Here is a 25500-nt window from a genome sequence, read left to right on the forward strand (position 1 = left end):
ACTCCTCCTCACGTGCCCGGTGGCGCTACGCTTACCGGGCCTACGGGTGCAAAATGTAGGCCGGGTAAGGGGTAGCCGCCACCCGGCAATAAAATGCTTAGTTCAGCTTCGCTTTTGAAAAATCACTGCCCATCAGGCTCACGCTGTACCCGGTCACGTTGCTGCGGGTCGCATAGAACGTTTTGCCGTTTGCCAGTGCGATCCACGGAGCCTGCTGGTAGAAAATCTCCTGCGCCTGGCCATAGAGCTTCGCACGCTCAGCCGGATTGCTGGTCAGCTTCGCTTTTTGTACCAGGGAATCATAATCTTTATCGCACCAGCGTGCGGCATTTGACCCGGTTTTAATGCTGTTGCAGCCCAGCAGCACATCGGCAAAGTTGTCCGGGTCGCCGTTATCGGACATCCAGCCAAACAGTGCGGAATCATGTTCGCCTTTACGCATTCCGGAGAGATATTCGCCCCACTCGTAAGAGACGATTTTTGCCTTTACGCCCACCTTCGCCCAGTCGCTCTGGATCATCTCCGCAATGCGACGCGAGTTTGGATTATACGGACGCTGAACCGGCATTGACCATAGCGTAACGTCTGCGCCCTTCTCCAGCCCGGCCTGCTTCAGCAGCGCTTTCGCTTTTTCCGGATCGTAGCTGTAATCCTTCAGATCGTTATTAAAGCCCATCATATTGGGTGGGATCGGCGATTTTGCCACCGTCCCCGACCCCATAAAGACCGCGTTAACGATAGCCTTTTTGTCGGTCGCGTAGTTCAGCGCCTGGCGCACCAGCACGTTATCAAACGGTTTTTTCTCGGTGTTAAACGCCAGATAGCCGACGTTCAGCGCATCAACCGAGTGCAGCGTCAGGTCTTTGTTCTTCTTAATCACCTCAAACTGCACCGGAGACGGCGCGGGTATAATCTGGCATTCGTTGGTCTGCAGTTTCGCCAGACGCGTCTCCACATTTGGCGTGATGGAGAAGATCAGATGTTTGGTCGGCACCTCGCCATCCCAGTAGTTCGGATTAGCGACGTAGCGGATCAGTGAATCCACTTTGTACTGCTGCAGCACATAAGGACCGGTACCGATCGGCCAGGTGTCCACGTTTTCAGGCGTACCTTTTTTCAGCATCGCATCGGCGTATTCTGCGGAGAGAATCGAGGCAAAATCCATCCCCCAGTCGGCCAGGAACGCGGCGTTGGGTTCACTCAATGTGAACTGAACGTGGTAATCGTCGACTTTTTTGACGTCCTGAATCAGCTTATCAAGACCCACGTCGTTAAAGTATTCATAGTTACCCTGGGACACGTTGTGGTACGGATGCTTAGGGTCTTTCTGACGCATAACCGAGAAAATAACGTCATCGGCGTTAAAGTCGCGGGTCGGCTTGAAGTATTTGTTGCTGTTGAACTTCACCCCTTTGCGCAGGGTAAAGGTATAGGTCTTACCGTCCGGTGAAATCGTCCAGGATTCCGCCAGCGACGGAACCGGCGTGTTTTTCACCGGGTCGAAATTGATCAGGCGGTTGTACAGTACCTGAGAACTGGCGACAAAAGAGGGGCCGGAACTGGCGATTTGCGGGTTGAACGACTCGGGTGACGCTTCAGAACAGTAAATTAAGGTGTCGTTGTTTGCCGCCCACGCGGCACCGGCTGGTAAAAGCGCGCTCAGCGCAAGGGCGAGCAGTGTTTTCCCTGTAGACATGGTTATAACCCTGACAGTTTTATTATATAGGACAGTAATAACAGCACAGCCGTTATGACCTGGCAAATAACGAAACACTATCAGGTTATTCTAAAGCCGCGTTTTTTGCTGGTTTTACGGTCAGCATCCGAAAAGATGATTTGCCTTAAGTGCCATTATCCGTCAAGCACAACCGTCACTTTCTATGCCGCAAGAAATCGGCCCTTTTAGCGTCTCTTCCTCCGTTTGTTTTCTTCCTCGTTTCGTTAAAGTAACGGCGTGAAGAAGTATATGGGATCAAATCGTGGCTAAAACTCTTTTACGTAGCGGTAACCTGGATGATTTTCAGGCCGTGGGCGGCGGCGGACAAGCCGTTTTTGAATCAGCGTTACAAATTCGGGAAGCGCTCCGGTTGCGCAAACAACAGGCTATCGTTGACTGTCTGGCGATTCCGCAGGTCAACGACAGCGGCGACCGCGTGGACTGGTACTCCCCGGTGGAGGGAAACGTCACCAGCTGGAAAGCGGCTGATGAGAACGACCGCTATCGCGCCCTGCGCTATCTGGAAAACACCCTTGCGAGCGTAGAGTCGTTAAGCAAGAAATGCCTTCAGTCGCCGAAAACAGCGCAACAGCTCTTCGGCTCGCTGCTGTCGAAAGCATTTCAGTTCCCTGGGGAAAATTTCGTTTTTCTCGTCGACGGAAAACCGCTCCTGTGCTTCTGGGGTTTTGTAAACCTGAATGAAAATGCGCGTGACGATGTCCTCGACTGCCTGCGTGAATCGCTGATCCCTGAGCCCGCCCCTGTTGTGATTGAAGATCCTGAGCCCGAGCCCGAGCGGGTGCCCGAACCGGCCATCACCTTTGATAAAGCTGACGAGCCGCTGATTGCCCCGGTCGCCGCGATACGGATTACGCCGGAAGACCTGTATGCGCCCGAGTCCGCACCGGTTGTTGCGCAACCTGCGCCTGAACCCGCACCTTTCGTCATCACGAAGAAGCGTCGCGTTCCCCTTTGGACGCTGCCTGTCGCGGCGGTGATCGTTGCCGCTATTGCCGCCCCGCTGATGTGGCCAAAACCGGCCCCTTCTGCAGAGCCCGCGCCTGCGCCGGTCCCTGAGCCCGTGGCTATCGCCCCAAAACCGATCAAAGCCGTTGAGCCACTGGCGATGAATTTACCCCTGCATCAGGCTGAGGTGGTGGCGAGCAAAGAAAAAGAGCCTGAACCCGCTCCCGTGGTGATTGTCGCGATCCCGAAAGATGCCATGGTGATGGAGGCCGGTCAGGTGAAAGCCGGATCGACACGCTTCCTGAACGGTACCTGGCGCGCGATTCTCGACGTGAAAGACCCGGTCACCGGCAAGCCACCGTCAATGCGCTATCAAATCCAGAACAATAAAGGTTTCGCCCGCATAGTCCATGGCGACAATATTGTCTGCCGCGCGGAGATCTTCTCCGGGCTACACAGCAATGGCGAGCTGATGATCAAGAGTCGCGGCACGGCCCGCTGCACCGACGGTTCCCGCTACCCGATGCCGGAAGTCGCCTGTAAAGCTGGCACCAGCGATATCGCAGAATGTCGCGCCCGTTATGATGCCAACACCGTCGTCCCCCTGACGTTCAAGAAAGCAGGTGCCTGATCCTATGCTGGTAAATCTTTGCGACTATAAACAAAGCGTTACGCTTATTGCCAACAGCGGCGTGCAATTCCTCGATTTCGGGCTGACGCCGCAGGACACCGCCAGCCACGGGCGCTTCGTACGTAAAACCGCCAACGGCCCTCTTTTACGCCTCGATTTCGATCTGGTTAACGGGCGCTATACCGTGCCGGGAACGCACGGCGGCCAGCCTGAAGTGGTTAAACCGGAAACGACTATCCCGCTGCAGCAGTCCCTTGCGGTGCTGGACGGCGTCTGGCTTCCCGTCCCATTCCTGCGTTTCAACCCGCCGCGCACCTTTGTGGAGGGGCCGGATAACTGGGCCCGCGTGCAGGTCCGCAAGCTCGACACCCCCGACACCGCAGGCAATACGCACCGCGTGACCCTCGCCCTCGACAGCCAGATTGCGGAACATGCCACCTCCGCGCTGTCGCCGGTTGAAAACGATATTCTGAACGGCACCCGTTTCGCGCTGGCCTGGCGCGATAGCGAGGTTGAAAGCTTCCTCGACCAGACCTGGATTGACGGCTGGCTGCGTGAAGCATTTACCCAGTATGCTGACGGCGTTGAAAACCGCTCTGAACGTGACCTGCATCAGGCGATGCGTAGCTTTGAATATCAGGCCCACTGGCTAAACCTGCTGACCATGCTCGGTGAACAGCTCACCGTGCCGGAAGTGAAATTTGTTACCCATACCCTCAGTACGCCAGCGATTCCGGTCGACCTGATCCTCGACGTCGGTAACACTCACACCTGCGGCGTCATTATTGAAGACCACGGCGATGCGAACGATGGACTGCGGCAGACCGCCGAGTTACAGGTTCGTTCATTGAGCGAGCCGCAATTCCTCAATGAGCCTCTGTTTACCAGCCGTCTCGAGTTTTCCGAAGCACGCTTTGGCAAACAGCACTTCTCGGTTGAAAGTGGCCGCGAAGATGCGTTTGTCTGGCCGTCGATCGTTCGCGTGGGTGATGAAGCCCGCAAGCTGGCGATGCAGCGTCTGGGAACCGAAGGGAACAGCGGCATCTCCAGCCCGCGTCGCTATTTGTGGGATGAAACACCGGTGGTGCAGGACTGGCGCTTTAGTCAGATGAACGGCAAAACCCAGCGTGAGCCGCTTGCCACGGCGTTCCCGCTGATGAACCTGATGAACGATGACGGTGAACCGCTGTTTACGTTACCGCAGGACGAGCGACTGCCGGTCTTCTCGCCGCAGTACAGCCGCAGCACCCTGATGACGCATATGCTGTGCGAGCTGCTGGCGCAGGCGCTGGGTCAGATCAACAGCGTCGCCACCCGCCTGCGTCTGGGCTTCCCTGCCTCGCCACGCCAGCTGCGCACCCTGATCCTGACCCTGCCCTCGGCAATGCCAAAGCAGGAGCGCGAGATTTTCCGTCGCCGCATGTTCGAAGCCATCGCCATCGTCTGGAAAGCGATGGGCTGGCACCCGCAGGATGAGGATTTTGCCACCCGCAAACAGCAGGAAAAAAGCGTGGTGCCGGTCCCTGAAATCCAGATGGAGTGGGATGAGGCCAGCTGTGGTCAACTGGTCTGGCTGTATAACGAAGCGATCTCCCATTTTGGCGGCCAGACGGAAGCCTTCTTTGCCTCGCTCGCCCGCACGGATCGTGAGCCTGAGCCTGGTGTGCAGCCCGGCCGCGCATTGCGCGTCGCGTCTATCGACATCGGTGGCGGCACCACGGATATGGCGATCACCCATTATCAACTGGATGACGGCTCCGGTAATAACGTCAAAATCACGCCGCAGTTGCTGTTCCGCGAAGGGTTTAAAGTGGCGGGCGATGATACCCTTCTGGACGTGATTCAGCGCTACGTGCTGCCCGCCCTGCAAACGCAGCTGCAGAAATCCGGGATTGCGGACGCCTCGCTGCTCATGGCGTCGCTGTTCGGCGACTCCGGGCGTATTGATACCCAGGCCGTGCTGCGCCAGCAAACGGCGCTACAGCTCTTTATGCCGATTGGCCACGCCATTCTTGCCGCGTGGGAATCCAGCGACGTTGACGATCCGCTGGCTGGCCTGCATGCCACCTTTGGCGATCTTCTGCCGCAGAAACCAACCCGCAACGTCATGAATTATCTGCAGCAGGCGATTGATCATGCCCTGCCTGCGGGCTCAGAAGCGTTCGACCTTTTCGCCGTACCGCTGCACGTCAATTTCCGCGAGATGCAGGATGCGATGCTGGCCGGTCAGTTTACGCTGACCTCTCCGCTTCACGCAGTCTGTGAAGCGATTTCCCACTACAGCTGCGATATTCTGCTGATTACCGGTCGCCCTGGCTGCCTGCCAGGCGTTCAGGCGCTGATCCGTCACCTGCAGCCGGTGCCGGTCAATCGCATCGTCTGGCTGGATAAATACCAGGTACATGAGTGGTATCCGTTCAGTCAGCAGGGGCGCATTGGTAACCCTAAATCAACCGCCGCCGTGGGTGCCATGCTGTGCAGCCTGGCGCTCGACCTGCGTCTGCCGCGCTTCAACTTTAAAGCCGCGGACATTGGCGCGTATTCTACCGTGCGTTATCTCGGCGTGCTGGATAACACCGTTAATACCCTGCGTGAGGAAAACGTCTGGTATCAGGATATCGACCTCGATAAGCCGGGCGCAAAACTCGACGCACGCCTGCACTTCCCGCTACGCGGCAACGTCACCCTCGGCTTCCGCCAGCTGGCGAACGCACGCTGGCCTGCCACGCCGCTTTATACGCTCAGCATCAATTCGGCTGAACTGGCGAAAGCGATTGCCGGTGACGGCGTGCTGAACGTGCGGCTTAAGCTCTGCGGCGGCAGCAAGCAGGAAGGTCCTGAATCCTTTGAACTGAGCGATGCCTGGCTACAGGACGGCACACCGGTAGCGCCTGACGCCTTAACCTTCAAACTGAATACTCTGGCCGATCGCCGACACAGCGGCAGCCACTACTGGATCGACAGCGGGAGCGTATACCTGAAATGACAGCGACGACCACCACCACTCAGGCGTTAATCGGGTGGATTAATGAGACGCGCATGAATGCCCCTGTGCTGGACAACGATGCTGACGCCCTGCTTGCCCGCATCAACGCGGCGCAGGCGCGAGAGCAGGCTATTGAACGTGCCCTGACCCGCCAGAGCAGCATTGGACTTTACGGTCATTCGCAGAGCGCAAAAGCACACCTGCTGCTGTCGCTGTGCGGCAGCGGTAATGGACGGCTAAACGTTACGCTAGGCCAGCGCACCTTTGACTATTTTTCGCATATCAATCCGGGTCATGCCCTGACCAACATGGCCGTCCGCTTTACCCGGGAAAACCGGGAGGTGGTTGATGAGGCGTTTCCGCTACGTCTGAGTCTGATCACCGAGGCCGAGCTGGTACAGCTGTTTATTGCCCGCACGACGCTGCATCCGCAGATGCGCGCAGTGGATAAGGCGGTCATTGAGACCCGTCTTGAGAAATGGCGTGGCCTGCGTCAGCCGCAGGGCGTACCGGGTATCACGGCGCAGGAAGTGGGTGCCATCGCCCGCTTCTGGCAGTGCACAATACCCGCTGCGAAACAGCAAATTGATGATGCCCTGTGGTATGAGCTTGCCCAACTGGTGCCTTCACTTGATCTCAGCACCCGGGCAAGCGTCTGGTCGCTGCTGTGGGGTGAGCAACAGGAATTCACCCAACAGTGGCTGAAGCTCGCCCATGTTCTGCATCAGACCAGCCATGCCAGCGAGCTTGCTGCTCCGCTGAGTCTGCTGGTAGATAGCTTTGGCTTGCCGGGTGAAGGGTTCCTGACGCATGGCACCTTAACCCAGCAGGACGCACAGGAGACGCTGCTGCATCCGCTGAATAACGGCGACATGCTCAACGCCATCAGCCTCCCGGTTGACGTGCTGGCCTTCCTGACCCGCGAGCTGGTTCTGCCGGTTGAGAGTGGTGCGCTGGATAACGTTGATATCATTGATATTCCGGTCTTTGAAGACAGCAGTGCCGATCCGTTAGCGCAGGCAAAATGTCAGTGGTTGCTCGACCATTACCGCCAGCAGCTACAGCCTGACGTGCTGGTTATCTGCAATGCGACAGCGCAGCACGAGCAGACGGCCAAAAAAGCAAAAGTGTTAATGAGCTGGGTCAAAGAGACGCAGCCTGCTGAAGAGTCTGCCCTGCCGGGGCTGGTGTGGGCGATTACCCCGCATGACGCCCGCTTTACCACCCGCCAGAATCTTGATGAAGCCGTACAGCATCTGCTCGGTAAACCGGGTTTACGCTGGGGCACGCTGCAGGCGCTGGATAGCCACAGCATGCAGCGCGTCATTGAGTGGTTGTCTCAGGCCACGCTCCCTGCGCAGCGGCAGAAGCGCCTTGGAACGCTGAAAAGCTTGCTTCGCCAGGAGCTTTCGGCGCTAATGCGCAGTTATCTCGCCCCGCTGGTTGAGGAACCGGCTACCCGACGCGCACAGGCCGAAAACATGGTGCGCACCCTGCAAAGCAGTGCCGCCCGTCACGGCGAGCTGCTTGAAGGATTGATACCGCCGATGAAAGCGTTTGAAACGCTGCTCGCCGTCCAGCAACCGCGCGAGGAGCAGGTCAATGGGCTGTTTACGGATACCATTGATCTGTTTACCGATAACGCCCAGGAAAGTGCTGGTCAGTTCCAGACGAAGGACAAGGCGCGTCTGGCGCACAGAGTATGGATAAATCATCTGCGTCAGTGGAGCCGTAATGAGGCCACGGCCGCCCGTCTCGGTCTGGAACCCGCAGTATTACAGCAAATCGCGGATGTTCTGGTGGTCACCAGCTACCGGCTTAAACTGGCGCAACAGCTTCAGCGTATTGTCGAAGCGGATAAGAGCAGCGCCGCGCAACTGCACGCCGTGATGGGCAATTTCGTTGGCTGGCTGGGGTATGACCAAACGCCTTCAGCAGAGCGTCCGGCAAGCCGCATCCGCAAGGGACAGGCTATCTTCGTTACGCCCGTCGTCAGCAGCGCCGCGCCACGTCTGACGCGTCTGGCGGAACAGCCAGTCCATGCGGCCACCGCGTACGTTTACGACTGGCTGGTTGCCCTCTATAGCCGGGCGATAGAGAACATTGATTACCAGCATCCGCATGATATTCAACCTGACGCACGTCAGGCATTACGGGCTTTAATCATGTAGTTGCCATTCTTGCCGGGTGGCGCTGCGCTTACCCGGCCTACATTCCGCCATAATATCAATACCTTGCAAAATTCATCGTAGGCCCGTGCAAGCGTCGCGCCGCCGGGGGAAACTTTTGCGCACATCACTCCGCCATACACCCGGCTAACGTCTGAGCCAGTGCTGACGGATTTTCCCACGACATAGAATGCCCCGCCGCAGGGATAATTTTTACCTCAACGCCTTTCTGCTTCAGATTATCAACATCGTCGTCAGGCAGAGAATGTTCGCCGAAGATCAGCGTCACCGAGCACGAGAGCGACAGGAATTGCGTTTCCCATACCGGCATTACACCCTCAACCAGGCTCTTTGCTCCGCGCCAGACTGCATACGGCGCATTGCTTTGCAGACACCCCGCCCACGCTGAGGTTTCTGCGCTGAGCATGGCGTCATAACCCTGTTCCAGAAACTGCTGTTCGGTTTGCGCCGCAATCGAGCGGCTGAACATCCCACCACCCGCGTGAAAATTAGGTTCCGACACCATCAGTCCTTTAACACGCGTTACCAGCATTGCCGCCGTTTCAATCGCGATACTGCCGCCCATGCTGTGGCCGTATAACCAGAAGGCATCCAATTCAAGATGGTCAATCAGCTCTGCCACCACGCGGGCCTGGTCAGTGGTGTGATAGCTGTAATGCTCGGGTTTATCGCTGTAACCGCTGCCGGGCAAATCAATGAGAATGGCCCGGCGTGCGCCAAACTGAAGGTCACGGACAACGCGGGGATATTCATAGGAAGAGGCACACCCCAGCCCGTGGATGAAGACCACGGGCTCGCCTGAGCCGGGCAAATCATGCCAGCGCACGGTGCAACCCGCCTGCTGCGAGTAAAAACTGTTCATAAGCACTCCTTTTACGATGCACTGTGTATTTATACAGTTATCGAATCAGGAATGCCATGTTCATCTGGAAAAAGTGGAAGCGTGCTTCAGAAAAGCGAGATCAGGAGCGCAACGGGGAAGCTCATCGGCCAGGTCGACCCCACCAGAAACGCGCTGAGCAGGCGGATGCGTTTGCGATCTTTTGAAAGGAACCAGGTAATTAATGCACAGATGGAAGCCATCACTGCGTAAAAAACCAACATCTTTTGATACAACGTCATTCTGTATACCAGAGCCGAAAAAATAACCGCACGCAATATGCGTCATATGTTGATACAGATCAAGTTTTTTCGTTACAGAATAACCACTTAAATATTATGGCTAATAACAATGGAGTAGCTTGCTTAACACGCAGGGCGAAGAAGGAGAATGCCCGGCCGCGCAAGCGGCCAGGCAGGATGGCTTAGTGTTTGATCATCACATGCCGGACGACCGTATAATCCTCAAGCCCGTACACCGACATATCTTTGCCGTAGCCGGATAACTTCATGCCGCCGTGCGGCATTTCGCTCACCAGCATAAAGTGGGTATTCACCCAGGTACAGCCGTACTGCAACCGCGCGCTCAGACGATGAGCACGGCCCACGTCTTTGGTCCAGACCGATGACGCCAGGCCATACTGTGAATCATTCGCCCAGGCCAGCACCTGCGCTTCATCGTCAAATTCAGTGACGCTCACCACCGGCCCAAACACTTCGCGCTGAACAATGGCATCGTCCTGTTTTGCCCCCGCCAGCAGGGTCGGCTGGAAGTAGTAGCCAGCCCCCTCCTTTTTGCTTCCGCCCGTCACAACGCTGATATGACCGAGCGCTTTCGCCTGATCGACAGCCTGACAGACGCGTGAAAGGTGAGCGGCCGAGCTGAGCGGCCCTAGTTCGGTAGCGGCATCTTCCGGCGCCCCCATTTTGAGGCTGGCGACCGCAGCTCCCAGCTTTTCAACCAGCGCAGGATATATGCCTTTCTGGGCATAAATGCGGCAGGCCGCCGTACAGTCCTGCCCGGCATTGTAGAAACCAAACGTTCGCACCCCTTCGACAACCGCGTCCAGGTCAGCATCATCAAAAACGATCACCGGAGCCTTACCGCCCAGCTCCATGTGGGTGCGCTTAATGGAGGACGCCGTATGGCCGATGATATGCTCGCCGGTGGCAATTGAACCGGTCAGCGACACCATGCGGACTTTGTCATGCCCGGTGAGCGGATCGCCAACCGTCTTACCACGACCAAATAACACGTTCACAACGCCTGCCGGGAAGATATCTTTCGCCAGTTCTCCCAGTTTTAACGCCGTCAGCGGCGTGATTTCAGAGGGTTTTATCACCACGCAGTTACCGGCAGCCAGCGCGGGTGCCAGCTTCCATGCTGCCATCATCAGCGGGTAGTTCCACGGCGCAATCGATGCAACTACCCCCACCGGATCACGGCGGATCATCGAGGTGTGCCCCTCAAGGTATTCACCTGCGGCCAGACCGTTCAGGCAGCGGGCCGCCCCGGCGAAGAAACGAAACACGTCGACCACCGCCGGAATTTCATCCCCCAGAGCACAGTGGAGCGGCTTCCCGCAGTTGAGCGATTCAAGCCTGGCAAATTCTTCACCCTGCGCCTCAATGGCGTCAGCCAGTTTCAGCAGACATTCCGCACGCGCTTTGGGCGTGGTCTGCCCCCAGTCGATAAAAGCCCGATCGGCGGCCTGAACAGCCGCGTCAACTTGCGCGACAGAGGCTTCAGCAATCTCCAGCAGTACTTCTCCGGTGGCCGGGTTATATACCGGCTGCTTTTCGCCTTGTCCGGCGACCAGTTCACCCTTTATCAGCAGATGTGTTTGCATAGCATTGTCCTGTTCAAATCAATGTTATTTCCCGCTGCCGGCGATGTTCTCGCCATCGCGGGTTAGCCACCAGGCACCCAGAATGGGGAAAGTTGTCACCAGCATGACCAACAGTGCAACAACGTTGGTGACCGGCACGTCGCGAGGACGGCCGAGCTGATTGAGCAACCACAGCGGTAACGTGCGCTCGTGTCCCGCCGTAAAGGTTGTGACGATGATTTCGTCAAACGACAGGGCAAAGGCCAGCATTCCGCCCGCCAGAAGTGCTGAACCCAGATTGGGCAACACCACATAGCGGAAGGTTTGCCACCCGTCGGCCCCGAGATCCATTGACGCCTCCACCAGACTCCAGGAGGTGCGTCTGAACCGGGCAATGACGTTGTTGAACACCACCACCACGCAGAATGTGGCGTGCCCGACAACGATGGTGAAAAAACCCGGTTCAAGGTTGATCGTTTTAAATGCGGTCAGCAGCGCCAGACCGGTAATGATTCCCGGTAAGGCAATGGGCAACAGCAGCAACAGTGAAATGGCGTTTTTGCCAAAAAAGTCGCTTCGCCACAGTGCCGCTGCAGCAAGCGTGCCAAGCACCAGGGCAATGGCGGTGGAGAGCGCGGCAATCTGAAGTGACAACGTCACGGATTCAATGATATCGCCACGCCCCGCCGCCACGCTAAACCACTTGAGCGTCAGCCCCTGCGGCGGGAAGCTGAAGGCAGCATCTTCAGTGTTAAAGGAGTAGATCGCGATAATCAGCAGCGGGAAGTGCAGGAAGATGACGCCTCCCCATGCCGCCACTTTCAGGAACAACGGTGCGCGTTCAGAGTGCATCGAATGCTCCCAGACGTTTCACGAACGCCAGATAAAGCGAAATCAGCACAATGGGAACCAGCGTAAACGCAGCCGCCATGGGCATATTGCCGATAGCGCCCTGCTGAGCGTAGACCATGTTACCGATGAAATAGCCCGGCGGCCCCACCAGCTGCGGGACGATGAAATCCCCCAGCGTCAGGGAAAAGGTAAATATCGAACCCGCGGCAATTCCCGGGATCGCCAGCGGCAATACAACATAGCGAAAGGTCTGGCGGGGGCGCGCGCCGAGGTCGGCTGAAGCCTGCAGTAACGACGCTGGCAGACGTTCCAGCGCGGCCTGCACGGGCAGGATCATAAACGGCAGCCAGATATAGACAAAGACCAGAAAGCGCCCCAGCCCGGAGGTGGATAACGTGTTACCGCCTATCGCCGGGAGCGTAAGAAGTGAGGTGAGGATCGGCTCCAGCCCCATATGACTGAGAAACCATTGCGCCACACCATCCTTCGCCAGCAGCAACGTCCAGGCGTAGGCTTTGACAATGTAGCTCGCCCACATCGGCAGCATCACGGCGATATAGAAGAACGCTTTCCACTTGCCGCGGGTGTAACGCGCCATATACCAGGCCATCGGGAATGCCAGAATGGCGCTGGCCAACGTGACCGCGATCGCCATCGTTAAGGTGCGCAGGATGATGTCGTAGTTTGCCGGATTGAAGAGCGCCTGAATATTCGCCAGCGTCAGGTCCGGCGTGACCGCCATGGTGAAGTCGTCAAAGGTATAAAACCCCTGCCACAGCAGGGTCAGCAGCGATCCGAGATAGACGATGCCAAACCACATCAGCGGGGCAAGCAGCAGCAGGAACAGGCCGAGCGACGGCTTACGCCAGAACAGTGCCGTCATGCGGCTCAAGCGGCCGTGCGGTGCGGGAGGATGAGCGACACTCATATCCATTTCACCTTTCCTCATGCAGGCGAATCATCGCCTCGCGTGACCACGAGGCCATCACCGCCTGCCCCGGCGCAATGCCGCTCAGCAGCGAGACATCGCTGAGGTTGGCCTGGCTGACCAGCAGTTTGGCCCCCTCGGCAAGCTTCAGCTCCAGGCGCGTGGCGGCTCCCTGATACTGAACGGCCTGCACGATACCCTGAACCTGAACCTCACCGCCCTCGTTCAGGCGAATATGTTCCGGGCGCAGGGAATAGATGCCTTCCATGCCGCAAATTTTCTGCGCAAGCGCTGCATCAAAGACGTTGGACGTGCCCACAAAACCGGCGACAAACGGCGTGCGCGGACGCATATAGAGATCGCGCGGGGTATCCACCTGCTCGATGCGGCCGTTATTGAATACCGCCACCCGGTCCGACATGGAGAGCGCTTCGCCCTGATCGTGGGTGACGAAAATAAAGGTAATGCCGAGTTCCTGCTGAAGTTTCTTCAGCTCGAATTGCATCTGTTCGCGCAGTTTGAGATCGAGCGCGCCCAGCGGTTCGTCCAGCAGCAGGACGCGCGGTTCATTGACCAGCGCCCGGGCGATGGCTACACGCTGGCGCTGGCCGCCGGAAAGTTGCGAAGGTTTGCGGGCGATGGCAAAGCTCAGCCCCACTTTTTCCAGGGCATCACGCGCCTGGGCATGGCGTTTCTTCTTGTCGACGCCTTTCACCATCAGTCCGTAGGCGACGTTATCGAGGATCGACATATGCGGGAACAGCGCATAATCCTGAAAGACGGTATTTACATCCCGCTCCCATGGCGGTAGCGCACTCGCCTCTTTGCCGAAAATAGAAATCGTGCCGCCTGACAGCTGTTCAAAACCCGCTATCAGGCGCAGGCAGGTGGTTTTGCCGGAGCCCGAAGGCCCCAGCATGGAGAAAAACTCCCCGTCGCGAATGGCAATGGTCACCCCGTCCACCGCCCGCACATCGCCATACAGCCGGGAAACATTGTTAAATTCTACTGCGTACGTCATGTTCTGCTCCCGGGCGATTATCGTCCACCCATGATGGCGATGTAATCCTGCGTCCAGCGGCTGTACGGCACGAACTTGCCACCTTGAGCGGTCGGGGTTTTCCAGAACAGGATTTTGTCGAACTCGTTATAACCGTTTGTTTCACAACCTTTATCACCCAGCAGCGTACTGGCTTTACACCCTTCAGGCACGACGGGCAGTGAGCCGAACCATGCCGCCAGATCGCCCTGCACTTTTGGCGTCAGCGACCAGTTCATCCATTTGTAGGCGCACATCGGGTGTTTTGCCTGGGCGTGGAGCATGGTGGTATCCGCCCAGCCGGTTACCCCTTCTTTCGGGAAGACGGTGGCGATGGGCTGGTTCTCAGCCTTCAGCGCATTTGCCTGATATGGCCAGGCGCTGGAAGCCACAACGCCTTCATTTTTGAAGTCGCTCATCTGGACGGTGGTGTCATGCCAGTAGCGGTGGATCAGGGCATGCTGGTCGCGAAGCACTTTCAGCACCGCGGCATATTGTTCTTCGGTGAGCTGGTAGGGATCGCTGATGCCCAGCTGTGGCTGGGTGGCTTTGACGAACAGCGCCGCATCGGCGATATAAATTGGACCGTCATATGCCTGCACGCGACCCTGATTGGTTTTACCGTCCGGCAGATCCTGTTTGGTAAAGACCACACTCCAGCTGTCCGGTGGCGTCGGGAAGGTTTTGGTGTTGTACATCAGCAGGTTAGGCCCCCACTGATAGGGTGTACCGTAGACCTTGCCGCCCACGTTAAACCATTCCCCCTTCACAATGCGCGTGTCGAGGGTTTTCCAGTTCGGGATGAGTTCGGGATTTATCGGCTGAACGCGTTTGCCCATGATCAGGCGAAGCGATGCATCGCCTGACGCGGTGACCAGATCGTATCCCCCTTTCGCCATCAGGCTGACCATTTCATCTGACGTGGCCGCCGTTTTCACGTTAACGGCACAACCGGTCTCTTTTTCAAACTGGGTGACCCAGTCATAGTTTTTATCGGTCTGCCCACGCTCGATATAGCCCGGCCAGGCAATAATATCCAGACGACCTTCCCCGTCACCTATCGCCTTAGGTGGTTCTGCGGCGTGCGCTGTCATGATAGTCATGCCGAGCGCGCACAGGCTGCTGCGGGCAAATTTTTTGCTCATAAGAATTACTCCTGTCGCAATGAAATTTAGCGGCAGCCGTGCCGTAAAAATATCTCCCTTATTAAACGTAGACCGCGCAATTGCGCCGCACCGTTTGGCTTCAGGAAATTTCATCAAGGTGTGACCGAGGGCGCATTCCCCGTTAACTGGATTATAGACAAGGGGTTAGCGGCGCGAGGCAGTATGCAGATTTCCTATGACCGGGCACTGCGAAATATTCGTAGCGCCGTCATCAGGATAAGAAATGTTTATTTAATTAAGGGGAAAAAGATTATTTCAACATCGTGCTAATTAATTTTCCTAACTGAATCACCGCCTGCTCTTCTCGCTCTCCCCACGCCCAGGAGGTATTAAAACGGAAGAACGGTGTCCATGCGTCAGAAGTGGAAAACATTTTTCCTGGCGCAATGCTGATATGGTGCGTTAAGGCCTTTTCACTCAGCAGCCCGGCATCCAGCAGTGCCGGAAGCTCCAGCCATAAAAAGTAGCCGCTGTCGTTATGGTGAATTTTGACCCCGGCGGGCATATGGCGCAGCAGTGACTGCCAGGCTTGCTGTTTTCGCTCAGCGAGCGTTCGTCGCAGGCGGCGAAGATGGGCGTCGTAGCGTTTAGTCGCCAGGTAGTCCACCAGCGCCAGCTGCATAGGGGAGCTGGTCGATAACGTGCTCATCAGTTGCAACTGCTGAATGCGTCGCGCATGTTTTCCGGCCGCCACCCAGCCGATACGAAATCCCGCCACCAGACATTTTGAAAAAGAGGAGCAGTGAAGCGTCATGTCGTCCCGATCCCAGGCTTTTGCCGGAAGCGGTTTTTCGCGGCCGAAATAGAGCTCGCTGTATACATCGTCCTCAATCAGGGTGACGTTATGCTTCGTCAGGAGGGCGACCAGACGGGCTTTTTTCTCTGCACTTAGCGTAAAACCAAGCGGATTCTGGCCGTTGGTCATCAGCCAGCAGGCTTTTACCGGATAGTCATTCAGCGCCTGTTCAAGGGCGTTCAGGTCTATCCCCTCCCGGACGTCCGTGGCGACCGACAACGCTTTGAGCTTCAGGCGTTCCAGCGCCTGCAGCGCGCCATAAAAGCAGGGGTTTTCGACAATCACCCAGTCGCCAGGCTCCGTCACCGCCTGCAAACTCAGGTTCAGCGCTTCGAGCGCGCCTGCGGTAATGACAATTTCGTCCGGCGAGATGTTCATCCCCTGCTGCGCATAGCGGCGCGCAATGGCGTGGCGGAGTTCAGCGTTACCCGGCGGCAGGTTTTCAATCACGCTCATCGCAGTCGCCGTTTTGCTGACGTTAGCCAGCGAGCGGTTGAGCTGCTGAAGCGGGAAAAGCCGGGGATCGGGAAAGGCGGATGCGAAAGGAACGACAGACGGATCGCGGCTGGCCTGAAGGACATCGAAGATATAGGTGTTGATATCCACCGCTTCGTCACGCATCACCTGGGCAGGCGGCACAGGCTGGTGCGTGGTCGGGCGCGAGGCAACGTAATAGCCCGATTGTGGCCTGGCGACAATGCGTCCCTGACTTTCCAGCATCTGATACGCGTGGCCAACAGTCATGAAACTCATGCCGCTGCTCGTCACCTGCTCTCGCAGGGAGGGCAGTTTATCGCCCGGCAGCCATACGCCAAGCTCAATTTGCGAGATAATTTGTTGCGCCAGACGCTGGTATTTTTTCATCAGATTCTCCTTATTGCCGACAGTGTATATCAGCAGGAGAAAAAGAGAAGATTTTGCTAACTGTTATGAAAAACCGGGTAGATTACTTACGGTACTCTGTGGTGTGATTCATCGCGGAGCGCGCAGCAGCGAGGTGGTCGAGCGTGATCATCGACGATTTGCAAAAAATGCATTTAGCGCCGAATGGGTTTTTCTCAGACACATCAAAGACTGAAGTGCGGTACTGCGAGCCATGACAGCATGGGCAGCGGAAATGGATATAAGAAGTCATAGGATTCTCCTGTTAACGTAAAAACGTAAATTACTAATGGGCCGATTGGGCAATATTGGTTTTAAACAAAACGAATCGGAATGTAGATAAAGACCCAAGAGAGGCTGCGGAGAGGCACAACGTGATGAGAACTGCTTTATAAAACTACGTCAGATATTTTTTTGGACTCAAAACCAGAAATCCATTAACGCATGTTGCTGACGGCAAAGCAAGCGGATTGATGCGTAAAATTCATAAAAATAATTTTTTTATTCCGTAACGGTAATCTATATCAGTTTGTAAAAGCGGGAGTCTGAATCAAACTGTTATGGTTAAAATTCGCTGTTCTGCGTCTGATAGTCCGATCTCTGCGCCTATACCATAACAACACACCGTTTGACATTGAGGCTGTGCATGTTTGGTTTGGATGCTTTTCACCTTGCGCGGATACAGTTTGCCTTTACCGTATCCTTTCACATTATTTTCCCGGCAATCACCATCGGCCTGGCAAGCTATCTTGCCGTGCTCGAAGGATTATGGCTGAAAACAAAAAATCCGGTCTGGCGCTCGCTTTACCATTTCTGGTCGAAGATTTTTGCCGTTAACTTTGGCATGGGCGTAGTCTCCGGCCTGGTCATGGCCTACCAGTTTGGCACCAACTGGAGCGGCTTTTCACAGTTTGCGGGCAGTATTACCGGCCCGCTCCTGACCTACGAAGTGCTTACCGCCTTCTTCCTTGAGGCCGGTTTCCTCGGCGTGATGCTGTTCGGCTGGAAGAAAGTCGGACCGGGACTGCACTTCTTCTCCACCTGCATGGTGGCGCTGGGGACTATTATCTCCACCTTCTGGATCCTCTCTTCGAATAGCTGGATGCAGACCCCGCAGGGCTATGAGATTGTCAACGGCCAGGTGGTGCCGGTGGACTGGTTCGCTGTGGTGTTCAACCCCTCCTTCCCTTACCGCCTGCTGCATATGTCGATCGCCGCGTTCCTCAGTAGCGCCCTGTTTGTTGGTGCATCCGCAGCATGGCATTTACTGCGCGGGAATAATAATCCTGCCATACGGGCAATGTTTTCAATGGCACTGTGGATGACGCTGATTGTCGCTCCCCTCCAGGCTATGGTTGGTGATATGCATGGGTTGAATACTTTAAAGCATCAACCCGCCAAAATTGCCGCCATTGAGGGCCACTGGGAAAACCCACCGGGTGAGCCGACCCCGTTGCTGCTGTTTGGCTGGCCTGACATGGAGCAAGAGCGCACCCGCTTTGGTCTGGAGATCCCGGCGCTGGGAAGTCTTATCCTGACGCACAGCCTGGATAAACAGGTCCCAGCCCTTAAGGAGTTCCCGAAAGAAGATCGCCCAAACTCGACCATCGTCTTCTGGTCATTCCGCATCATGGCGGGCTTAGGCATGCTGATGTTGCTGCTTGGGGTGATAGCGCTCTGGTTGCGCTACAAAAAGCGCGTTTATTCATCCCGCCCGTTCCTGTGGTTTGCCCTGTTAATGGGCCCATCCGGGCTGATTGCGATTCTGGCAGGCTGGGTCACCACCGAAGTGGGCCGCCAGCCGTGGGTGGTCTATGGACTCCAGCGAACGAAGGATGCGGTATCAGCCCACGGCGATCTGCATATGAGCGTGAGTTTGCTGGCCTTCTTCGTCGTCTACACCTCGGTGTTCGGCGTCGGCTACAGCTATATGGTTCGCCTCATCAAAAAAGGCCCGCAGCCACACGAATCTTTCGCCACCGCGTCCGATGGACGTCCTGCGCGCCCGCTTTCAGCCGTCACTACTGAACATAAGGAGCAGCCGTAATGGGTATCGATCTTTCCATTATCTGGTTTGTGATCATCGTCTTTGCCACGCTGATGTATATCGTCATGGACGGCTTTGATCTGGGGATCGGGATGTTGTTCCCCGCAACGCCAAACGCTGACGATCGTGATGTGATGGTCAACAGCGTCGCGCCGGTATGGGACGGCAATGAGACCTGGCTGGTGCTTGGCGGCGCCGCCCTGTTCGGCGCATTCCCGCTGGCGTATGCGGTGATCGTTGATGCCCTCACCATTCCGCTGACATTAATGCTGATCGGACTTATTTTCCGTGGGGTGGCATTCGAGTTTCGTTTTAAAGCCACGCCCGCCCACCGCCCCTTCTGGGATAAAGCGTTTATTGGCGGTTCCATTCTGGCAACGTTTACCCAGGGCGTGACGGTGGGCGCCGTCATTAACGGTTTTACCGTGACAGGCCGAACGTATACGGGTGGTCCGTTTGACTGGTTTACCGCATTTAACCTGTTCTGCGGTGCAGGTCTGATGGTGGCCTACGCGTTGCTGGGATCGACGTGGCTGGTAATGAAAAGCGAAAATGCGCTGCAGCAAAGGATGCGGGCGTTATCCAAAACGTTACTGATTATCCTGCTGGCATTTATTGCGGCGATCAGCCTCTGGACGCCGCTTGCCCACCCGGCCATTGCCGCACGCTGGTTTACGCTGCCGAATCTGTTTTATCTGTTGCCGGTTCCTGCGCTGGTCGTGATTTTTAGCCTGTGTCAGTGGCGCTGCCTGAATAATCCTGACAGCCATAACCGTCCGTTTATCCTGACGTTAGGGCTGATATTCCTTGGTTTTAGCGGGCTTGGGATCAGCATCTGGCCGCATATTATTCCGCCATCCATCACCTTGTGGCAGGCCGCTGCGCCAACGCAAAGCCAGGGCTTTATGCTGGTGGGTGCGCTGTTGATCATCCCCGTCATTCTGGTCTACACCTTCTGGAGTTACTACGTATTTCGCGGCAAAGTTCAGCATGGGGAGGGTTATCACTGATGCAACAACCGGTCTGGAAAAGAGTGTTGTGGCTGGCCATTATCTGGGGCGGCAGCGTACTGGCGCTGGCTGCGGTCAGTATGCTCTTTCGCATATTGATGACGGCAGCCGGGTTTAAATCTCATTAATCGTCATTCCGGGCAACCGCTGCGTTGCCCGGCTCTCCCCGCACTTTCAGATAAACCCCATTAACGCACGTCAGCGTATCGTTACACTGGTAAAAGATTCACAGTTGTACACAGACATTAAAGTTGTCTCCTTTAACATGAAAAAGACTTTAAAGTTGTCTACTTCTTCAGATAGACCTACTTAACAGGATACTAAGTAGGTCATCTCCTTTCTCGCGTAGCATCTCTCGACGTTCACAGCAGAGGACACGTTTCAAAATGTCATCCAAAATTTTTTTCCATTATCTGACGTTGGGTGATTTTGATGGTCAGCGAGTAGAGGCTTTAACAATGTGGGTTGCCCTGAGCAAAGTAAGGGAAGTAGATGTACCAGAAATGTACGCGTTGCCTTGCATGAAGGGGGGCATCTTAAAGCTCATTGATTAAACAAACTCACTATGCCGCTACAAACAGCCCAAAACCGTCACTTGATAACGTGTTATTTAGATAAATTAATGCTCAGGGCTTTTAGCCAAACTGTCACTTGATGTAAGAATCCAGAACCTTCAGCACAACGTCCAGGTCTTCTTCTCGTTTCTGTTCTTCACTTTCATGAACAATATGTTCAGTCAAATGTCCTTTAATCACTTCACGCAATAAACCATTCACGGCACCACGTATGGCGGCTATTTGTTGCAGTACAGCGGCACATTCGTGAGGTTCATCAAGCATTTTTTTCAGCGCAGCAACCTGCCCCTGGATCTTGCTTGTACGTGCTTTCAGTTTTTGTTTATCGCGGATGGTATGTGACATGTGGGCTCTCACTCTCCTGGATATTTTATGTAACTATACCAGCGTTATTCTACTGGGGGGTAGTATATTTTACTGGGGGGGAGTAGAATCCGGCCTACACTTAATAACCAAGAATGATTCTCATGAACGAATTTACGACACTTCTTCAGCAAGGCAACGCATGGTTTTTCATCCCCAGCGCCATTCTGCTTGGCGCGCTTCATGGACTGGAGCCCGGGCACTCCAAAACAATGATGGCAGCATTCATCATTGCTATAAAAGGCACCGTACGTCAGGCCGTGATGCTGGGTGTCGCGGCAACATTGTCGCACACTGCAGTCGTATGGCTGATTGCTTTTGGAGGGATGTATATCAGTAATAAATTTACCGCAGAATCAGCCGAACCCTGGCTACAGATGGTCTCTTCAGTGATCATCCTTGGTACGGCTTTTTGGATGTTCTGGCGAACCTGGAGCGGTGAGAAAAACTGGCTGGAGGGAATGCAGGAGAATGAACATCATCACCATGACGAAACAAGGTTGATCGATACTGGCCATGGAAAAGTTGAACTGTCCATTTTTGAAGAAGGACAACTTCCCCACTGGCGGCTACGCACTCTTAGTGGCCAAAGATGGGCTTCTGAAGATATCTCATTAACCACACTTCGGGAAAACAGTACGATCTCTCAGACTTTTGAATTTGTTGATCATGGTGATTATCTGGAGTCAACATCTCCCATCCCTGAGCCTCACAGTTTCAACGTACGTCTGTCTCTGGGACATCGTGGTCATGTCCATGACTATGATGTGGCGTTCGCTGAACACGACCATGACCATGACCACTCTGAGCTTGATGGGCTGGATGTGAATTCGAAAGAGTATCAGGACGCTCACGAACTGGCTCATGCCAATGACATAAAACGCCGCTTCGACGGGAAAGAAGTAACCAACGGGCAAATCCTGATATTTGGACTGACAGGAGGGCTTATCCCTTGCCCGGCAGCTATAACTGTATTGTTGATCTGCCTTCAGCTTAAAGCGCTTACGCTGGGTGCCACACTGGTTGTTTGTTTCAGTATCGGCCTGGCATTGACCCTCGTAACGGTTGGAGTGGGTGCGGCGATCAGCGTTCGTCAGGTCGCCAAACGCTGGAGTGGCTTCAATACCATCGCCAGAAGAGCCCCCTATATTTCAAGCGCCCTGATTGCTGCTGTTGGGATTTACATGGGTATACATGGCTGGAATGGGCTGGTGCATTAACACCGGTACTGATGACACACACTCTGGGTACTTACAAAGTACATCCTAAGCGCCACCGTTGAGGTTATGAGCAGAAAAACCCGGAATATAAAGCTGCTCTTTCCGGGACTTGTTGCTGAGGCAGGGATTAAGTAACTGATTAAATCCATTCCCATAAGACTCAATGATAAATGAAAGAATAAAAAAAACGCTCCCGGACGGGAGCGTAAGCCAGTGACTTCGGCGTCAAATGAGGGTCTAACAAGTGGAGCTGCGGGTTAATTCTGGGTGATCTGGCTGCGATGCTTTTCAGCCTGCTGCTGATGAATAACGGAAGACTGACCATTATTCGCCTTCTCGTGCACAACAGCGGCTTTTTCATGCTCGTTCATTTCTGAAAATGACGTTGCTGATTCGTTGGTGGCCCCTGGTTTGCCTTTCATCATTTTTTTATGCATCTCCGCCATGTCCTGGTGGGCAGAAGCGTTGCCGTTTTGCATCATTTCATGGGACATTGCAGCCTGATCGTGTCCGCTCATATCCATCATTGTCATACTGTCTCCCTGAACAGCGCTTTTTTCAGAGGTTGACTGCATCTGATGGGCGGGTGCCTGGGCATTATTTACCTGGTCATGCATGTTCATTGTCTCTGCAGCCATGGCGGATGAAGCGACAGCCATAATGGCAACAAATGATACAAGGATCTTTTTCATGGTTGGGTCTCCGGTGTTTTCATACCCAAACAATCAACGGCTTATAACAGAGAAAGCATTTGATCTCAGGGCGGGTTATTCATCACTCCAGGAACCAGGCGATTGCGTTATCACTCTGCTCCTGATTTATGTATGATTATAAAAAACCGCCTCTGTTTATCGCGTGACTGAATGATGACAATTTTGTCACCTTCCAGGTTTCTCCTGAAGAACGGGATTAATCCATTAACAGGCGCACACTGAACACAATTTCCCGCCCCTGCTGTTCTGCTGACAGCTCGCCGCCATGAGCATGAATGATCGACCTTGTAATTGATAATCCCAGCCCCGCGCCTTCCGTGTTGTGGACCCTTGATGAATCAGCTCGATAGAACCGATCAAACAAACGTTCCAGATTAGCGGGAACCTGGCCGGACATCGTATTCGTAATCATCACGTTCACACAGTCACTGTCACGCTCAAGGTGTATCGCTGTACAGGTGTTATCGGGAGAATACTTGATTGCATTGGAAAGCAGGTTACTGAAAGCACGTCGCAGCATATCGCTGTCTCCGGCAACAACGCCCTCTCCTTCAACGGTGATTGTCTTTCCTGTTTCGTCTGCCAGAGGCTCGAACAGCTCACGTAATTCATTCAGTTCGGCGGCCAGATCCACATCATGTTTATCCAGCTGCAGCAGACCATGCTCTGAACGTGCCAGAAAAAGCATATCACTGGTCATTCGTGACAACCTTTTCAGTTCTTCCAGGTAAGCGAATAAGATTTCGCGGTAATGCGAAACATCCCTTTCCTTAGCCAGTGCAAACTGCGTCTGCATCATCAGATTACTGACCGCTGTGCGCAGCTCATGCGCGATGTCAGACGAGAAATCTGACAGTTTCCGGAATGACCCCTCCAGGCGATCGAACATGTTATTGAACTCCTGCATGGTCTCAGAAATTTCCGGCGGAGCCAAATCGGGATTAAGACGCTGATCCAGGCTGTGTACGGTCATGGAGGAAGCCAGACTGGTCATTTCCCGTAGCGGTTTCAGACCAATACGTGTGGTCAGCCAGCCCAGAAAAACAGAAATAAAGACCAGACCGATATTGAACCAGAACAGCCAGGTACTGAGCTTATCCATAAACAGGGTGTGATACCCAGTATCCGTGGCAACCGTAATGATGACATGTTTGCTTTTACCCTGTTCCGGCGTCACGGCAACCCGCCGCGAGATACTGCGGTACACGGTGTTATTTTCTTCCGTCTGGATCATATAGTCGAGAATATCACCCGACTTATTAAGCAGGACCGCTGGAACAACAGAATTTTTGGCATAGAGTTCAACAATTTTTTCATTTTCCATGTTTTTTATAGAAATGAATAAACCATTGTGCCCTACCATCGCATCGTTTATTTTTTCTGATAATGACTTAATATCCGTTTTGTTCCGGAACGTCTCTGTTTTAAGAAACTCTTCGGTGAGCTGAAGTTTACCTGTCAGAAAATCGCGGTCCTGATTATCGAAATAGCCATTAAGGGTGCTAATCAGGATAAAACTTGATAACCACCATACCGTAAGCATCACCGCGGCTTTGTTGAATAAATCGAACTTTTGCTGAGTTGAAGGATCAGATCACGCATCTTCCCGACAACGCAGACCGTTCCGTGGCAAAGCAAAAGTTCAAAATCACCAACTGGCCCACCTACAATAAAGCCCTCATCAACCGTGGCTCCATAACTTTCTGGCTGGATGATGAAGCTATTCAGGCCTGGTATGAGTCGGCAGCGCCTTCTTCACGAGGCAGACCTCAGCGCTATTCTGACCTTGCCATCACGACTGTGCTGGTCATTAAACGCGTATTCAGGCTGACCCTGCGCGCTGCGCAGGGCTTTATTGATTCCATTTTTTCTCTGATGAACGTTCCGCTACGCTGCCCGGATTACAGCTGTGTCAGCAGGCGGGCAAAGTCGGTTAATGTCAGTTTCAAAACGCCCACCCGGGGTGAAATCGCACACCTGGTAATTGATTCCACCGGGCTGAAGGTCTTCGGTGAAGGCGAGTGGAAAGTCAAAAAGCATGGCCAGGAACGCCGCCGTATCTGGCGTAAGCTGCATCTCGCCGTTGACAGTAAAACACATGAAATCATCTGCGCTGACCTGTCGCTGAACAACGTTACGGACTCAGAGGCCTTCCCCGGGTTAATCCGGCAAACCCACCGGAAAATCAGGTCAGCCGCCGCCGATGGCGCTTACGATACCCGGCTATGTCACGATGAACTGCGGCATAAGAAAATCAGCGCGCTTATCCCTCCCCGAAAAGGTGCGGGTTACTGGCCCGGTGAATATGCAGACCGTAACCGTGCAGTGGCTAATCAGCGAATGACCGGGAGTAATGCGCGGTGGAAATGGACAACAGATTACAACCGTCGCTCGATAGCGGAAACGGCGATGTACCGGGTAAAACAGCTGTTCGGGGGTTCACTGACGCTGCGTGACTACGATGGTCAGGTTGCGGAGGCTATGGCCCTGGTACGAGCGCTGAACAAAATGACGAAAGCAGGTATGCCTGAAAGCGTGCGTATTGCCTGAAAACACAACCCGCTACGGGGGAGACTTACCCGAAATCTGATTTATTCAACAAAGCCTCGTTAAGGTTAACCTAAGATTTCAGAATGATAATCTCTGCTTTGCAGCGAATAAGGCAATCATAATATTAGATTGAATTGTTGTAATTATCATCAATGTTTTTAC

General features: G+C 54.6%; 21 protein-coding genes. 8 read left to right on the top strand and 13 right to left on the bottom strand.

What is annotated here, in order from left to right:
- Positions 1–97 precede the first annotated feature (97 nt).
- Positions 98–1696, bottom strand: a complete 1599-nt coding sequence (locus G0034_RS11780) for an ABC transporter substrate-binding protein (RefSeq protein WP_014883951.1) — start codon at positions 1694–1696, stop codon at positions 98–100.
- 283 nt (positions 1697–1979) lie between these two features.
- Here G0034_RS11780 and G0034_RS11785 point away from each other — a divergent pair, with 283 nt between their 5' ends.
- From G0034_RS11785 to G0034_RS11795, 3 genes are read left to right on the top strand one after another with little or no spacing between them, the layout of a single operon-like run.
- Complete coding sequence (locus tag G0034_RS11785; RefSeq protein WP_179120904.1) at positions 1980–3314, top strand: SrfA family protein; 1335 nt, start codon at positions 1980–1982, stop codon at positions 3312–3314.
- Positions 3315–3318: 4 nt separating this feature from the next.
- Positions 3319–6300, top strand: coding sequence for a virulence factor SrfB (locus tag G0034_RS11790; protein ID WP_023330500.1), 2982 nt, complete (start codon positions 3319–3321; stop codon positions 6298–6300).
- Positions 6297–8471, top strand: a complete 2175-nt coding sequence (locus tag G0034_RS11795; RefSeq protein WP_100124682.1) for a virulence factor SrfC family protein — start codon at positions 6297–6299, stop codon at positions 8469–8471. The genes G0034_RS11790 and G0034_RS11795 overlap by 4 nt, the downstream gene beginning before the upstream one ends.
- Positions 8472–8595: 124 nt before the next feature.
- Here the strand turns inward: G0034_RS11795 and G0034_RS11800 are convergent, their stop codons facing one another.
- The 9 genes from G0034_RS11800 to ymcF all read right to left on the bottom strand — a co-directional run bounded on the left by G0034_RS11800 (position 8596) and on the right by ymcF (position 17113).
- Positions 8596–9351 (bottom strand): alpha/beta fold hydrolase, encoded by a 756-nt coding sequence (locus tag G0034_RS11800; RefSeq protein ID WP_100124681.1) that lies wholly within the window; start codon positions 9349–9351, stop codon positions 8596–8598.
- Positions 9352–9437: 86 nt separating this feature from the next.
- Positions 9438–9611: a GhoT/OrtT family toxin gene (locus G0034_RS11805; RefSeq protein ID WP_014883956.1), complete on the bottom strand. Its 174-nt coding sequence runs from the start codon at positions 9609–9611 to the stop codon at positions 9438–9440.
- 182 nt (positions 9612–9793) lie between these two features.
- On the bottom strand, positions 9794–11218 hold the full coding sequence (gene patD / locus G0034_RS11810; protein WP_014883957.1) for an aminobutyraldehyde dehydrogenase: 1425 nt from the start codon (positions 11216–11218) through the stop codon (positions 9794–9796).
- A 24-nt stretch (positions 11219–11242) separates the two neighbouring features.
- Complete coding sequence (locus G0034_RS11815) at positions 11243–12049, bottom strand: ABC transporter permease (protein ID WP_100124680.1); 807 nt, start codon at positions 12047–12049, stop codon at positions 11243–11245.
- Positions 12039–12977: an ABC transporter permease gene (locus G0034_RS11820; protein ID WP_369796272.1), complete on the bottom strand. Its 939-nt coding sequence runs from the start codon at positions 12975–12977 to the stop codon at positions 12039–12041. The genes G0034_RS11815 and G0034_RS11820 overlap by 11 nt, the downstream gene beginning before the upstream one ends.
- Before the next feature lie 7 nt (positions 12978–12984).
- On the bottom strand, positions 12985–13998 hold the full coding sequence (locus G0034_RS11825) for an ABC transporter ATP-binding protein (RefSeq protein WP_014883960.1): 1014 nt from the start codon (positions 13996–13998) through the stop codon (positions 12985–12987).
- Between the two features lie 17 nt (positions 13999–14015).
- Entirely contained in the window at positions 14016–15161 is a 1146-nt protein-coding gene (gene ydcS, locus G0034_RS11830) for a putative ABC transporter substrate-binding protein YdcS (RefSeq protein ID WP_014883961.1), read from the bottom strand.
- Between the two features lie 271 nt (positions 15162–15432).
- A complete protein-coding gene (locus G0034_RS11835; RefSeq protein WP_100124679.1) occupies positions 15433–16842 on the bottom strand; it encodes an aminotransferase-like domain-containing protein in 1410 nt (469 codons plus the stop codon).
- Positions 16843–16924: 82 nt separating this feature from the next.
- Positions 16925–17113: a cold shock small protein YmcF gene (gene ymcF / locus G0034_RS11840; RefSeq protein ID WP_023330507.1), complete on the bottom strand. Its 189-nt coding sequence runs from the start codon at positions 17111–17113 to the stop codon at positions 16925–16927.
- Between the two features lie 393 nt (positions 17114–17506).
- Between ymcF and G0034_RS11845 the strand changes: the two genes are divergently transcribed.
- From G0034_RS11845 to G0034_RS11855, 3 genes are read left to right on the top strand one after another with little or no spacing between them, the layout of a single operon-like run.
- Positions 17507–18907: a cytochrome ubiquinol oxidase subunit I gene (locus tag G0034_RS11845; RefSeq protein WP_100124678.1), complete on the top strand. Its 1401-nt coding sequence runs from the start codon at positions 17507–17509 to the stop codon at positions 18905–18907.
- Complete coding sequence (gene cydB / locus G0034_RS11850; RefSeq protein ID WP_014883968.1) at positions 18907–19917, top strand: cytochrome d ubiquinol oxidase subunit II; 1011 nt, start codon at positions 18907–18909, stop codon at positions 19915–19917. Before G0034_RS11845 ends, cydB begins: the two co-directional genes overlap by 1 nt.
- A complete protein-coding gene (locus tag G0034_RS11855; protein WP_023330509.1) occupies positions 19917–20045 on the top strand; it encodes a DUF2474 domain-containing protein in 129 nt (42 codons plus the stop codon). Before cydB ends, G0034_RS11855 begins: the two co-directional genes overlap by 1 nt.
- Positions 20046–20564: 519 nt before the next feature.
- Here G0034_RS11855 and rcnR read toward each other — a convergent pair.
- Positions 20565–20837 carry a Ni(II)/Co(II)-binding transcriptional repressor RcnR gene (gene rcnR / locus G0034_RS11860; protein ID WP_000019951.1) on the bottom strand — a complete coding sequence of 91 codons (273 nt, stop codon included), beginning with the start codon at positions 20835–20837 and terminating at the stop codon, positions 20565–20567.
- A gap of 122 nt (positions 20838–20959) precedes the next feature.
- On the opposite strand from rcnR, the gene G0034_RS11865 reads away from it, so the two are divergent.
- A complete protein-coding gene (locus G0034_RS11865) occupies positions 20960–22075 on the top strand; it encodes a nickel/cobalt efflux protein RcnA (protein WP_001572377.1) in 1116 nt (371 codons plus the stop codon).
- Positions 22076–22332: 257 nt separating this feature from the next.
- On the opposite strand, the gene G0034_RS11870 is transcribed toward G0034_RS11865, so the two are convergent.
- Positions 22333–22767, bottom strand: coding sequence for a PcoE/SilE family metal-binding protein (locus tag G0034_RS11870; RefSeq protein WP_000723070.1), 435 nt, complete (start codon positions 22765–22767; stop codon positions 22333–22335).
- A 217-nt stretch (positions 22768–22984) separates the two neighbouring features.
- The gene (gene pcoS / locus G0034_RS11875) at positions 22985–24331 is read right to left on the bottom strand and encodes a copper resistance membrane spanning protein PcoS (protein ID WP_004248839.1); all 1347 of its coding nucleotides are present in this window, start codon (positions 24329–24331) and stop codon (positions 22985–22987) included.
- A gap of 38 nt (positions 24332–24369) precedes the next feature.
- Between pcoS and G0034_RS11880 the strand changes: the two genes are divergently transcribed.
- Positions 24370–25338: an IS5-like element IS903B family transposase gene (locus G0034_RS11880; protein ID WP_072196614.1), complete on the top strand. Its 969-nt coding sequence runs from the start codon at positions 24370–24372 to the stop codon at positions 25336–25338.
- Positions 25339–25500: the final 162 nt, after the last annotated feature.

It is taken from the genome of Enterobacter sp. T2 (genome assembly GCF_010692925.1).
In the GTDB taxonomy this organism is placed as follows: Bacteria; Pseudomonadota; Gammaproteobacteria; order Enterobacterales; family Enterobacteriaceae; genus Enterobacter; species Enterobacter kobei.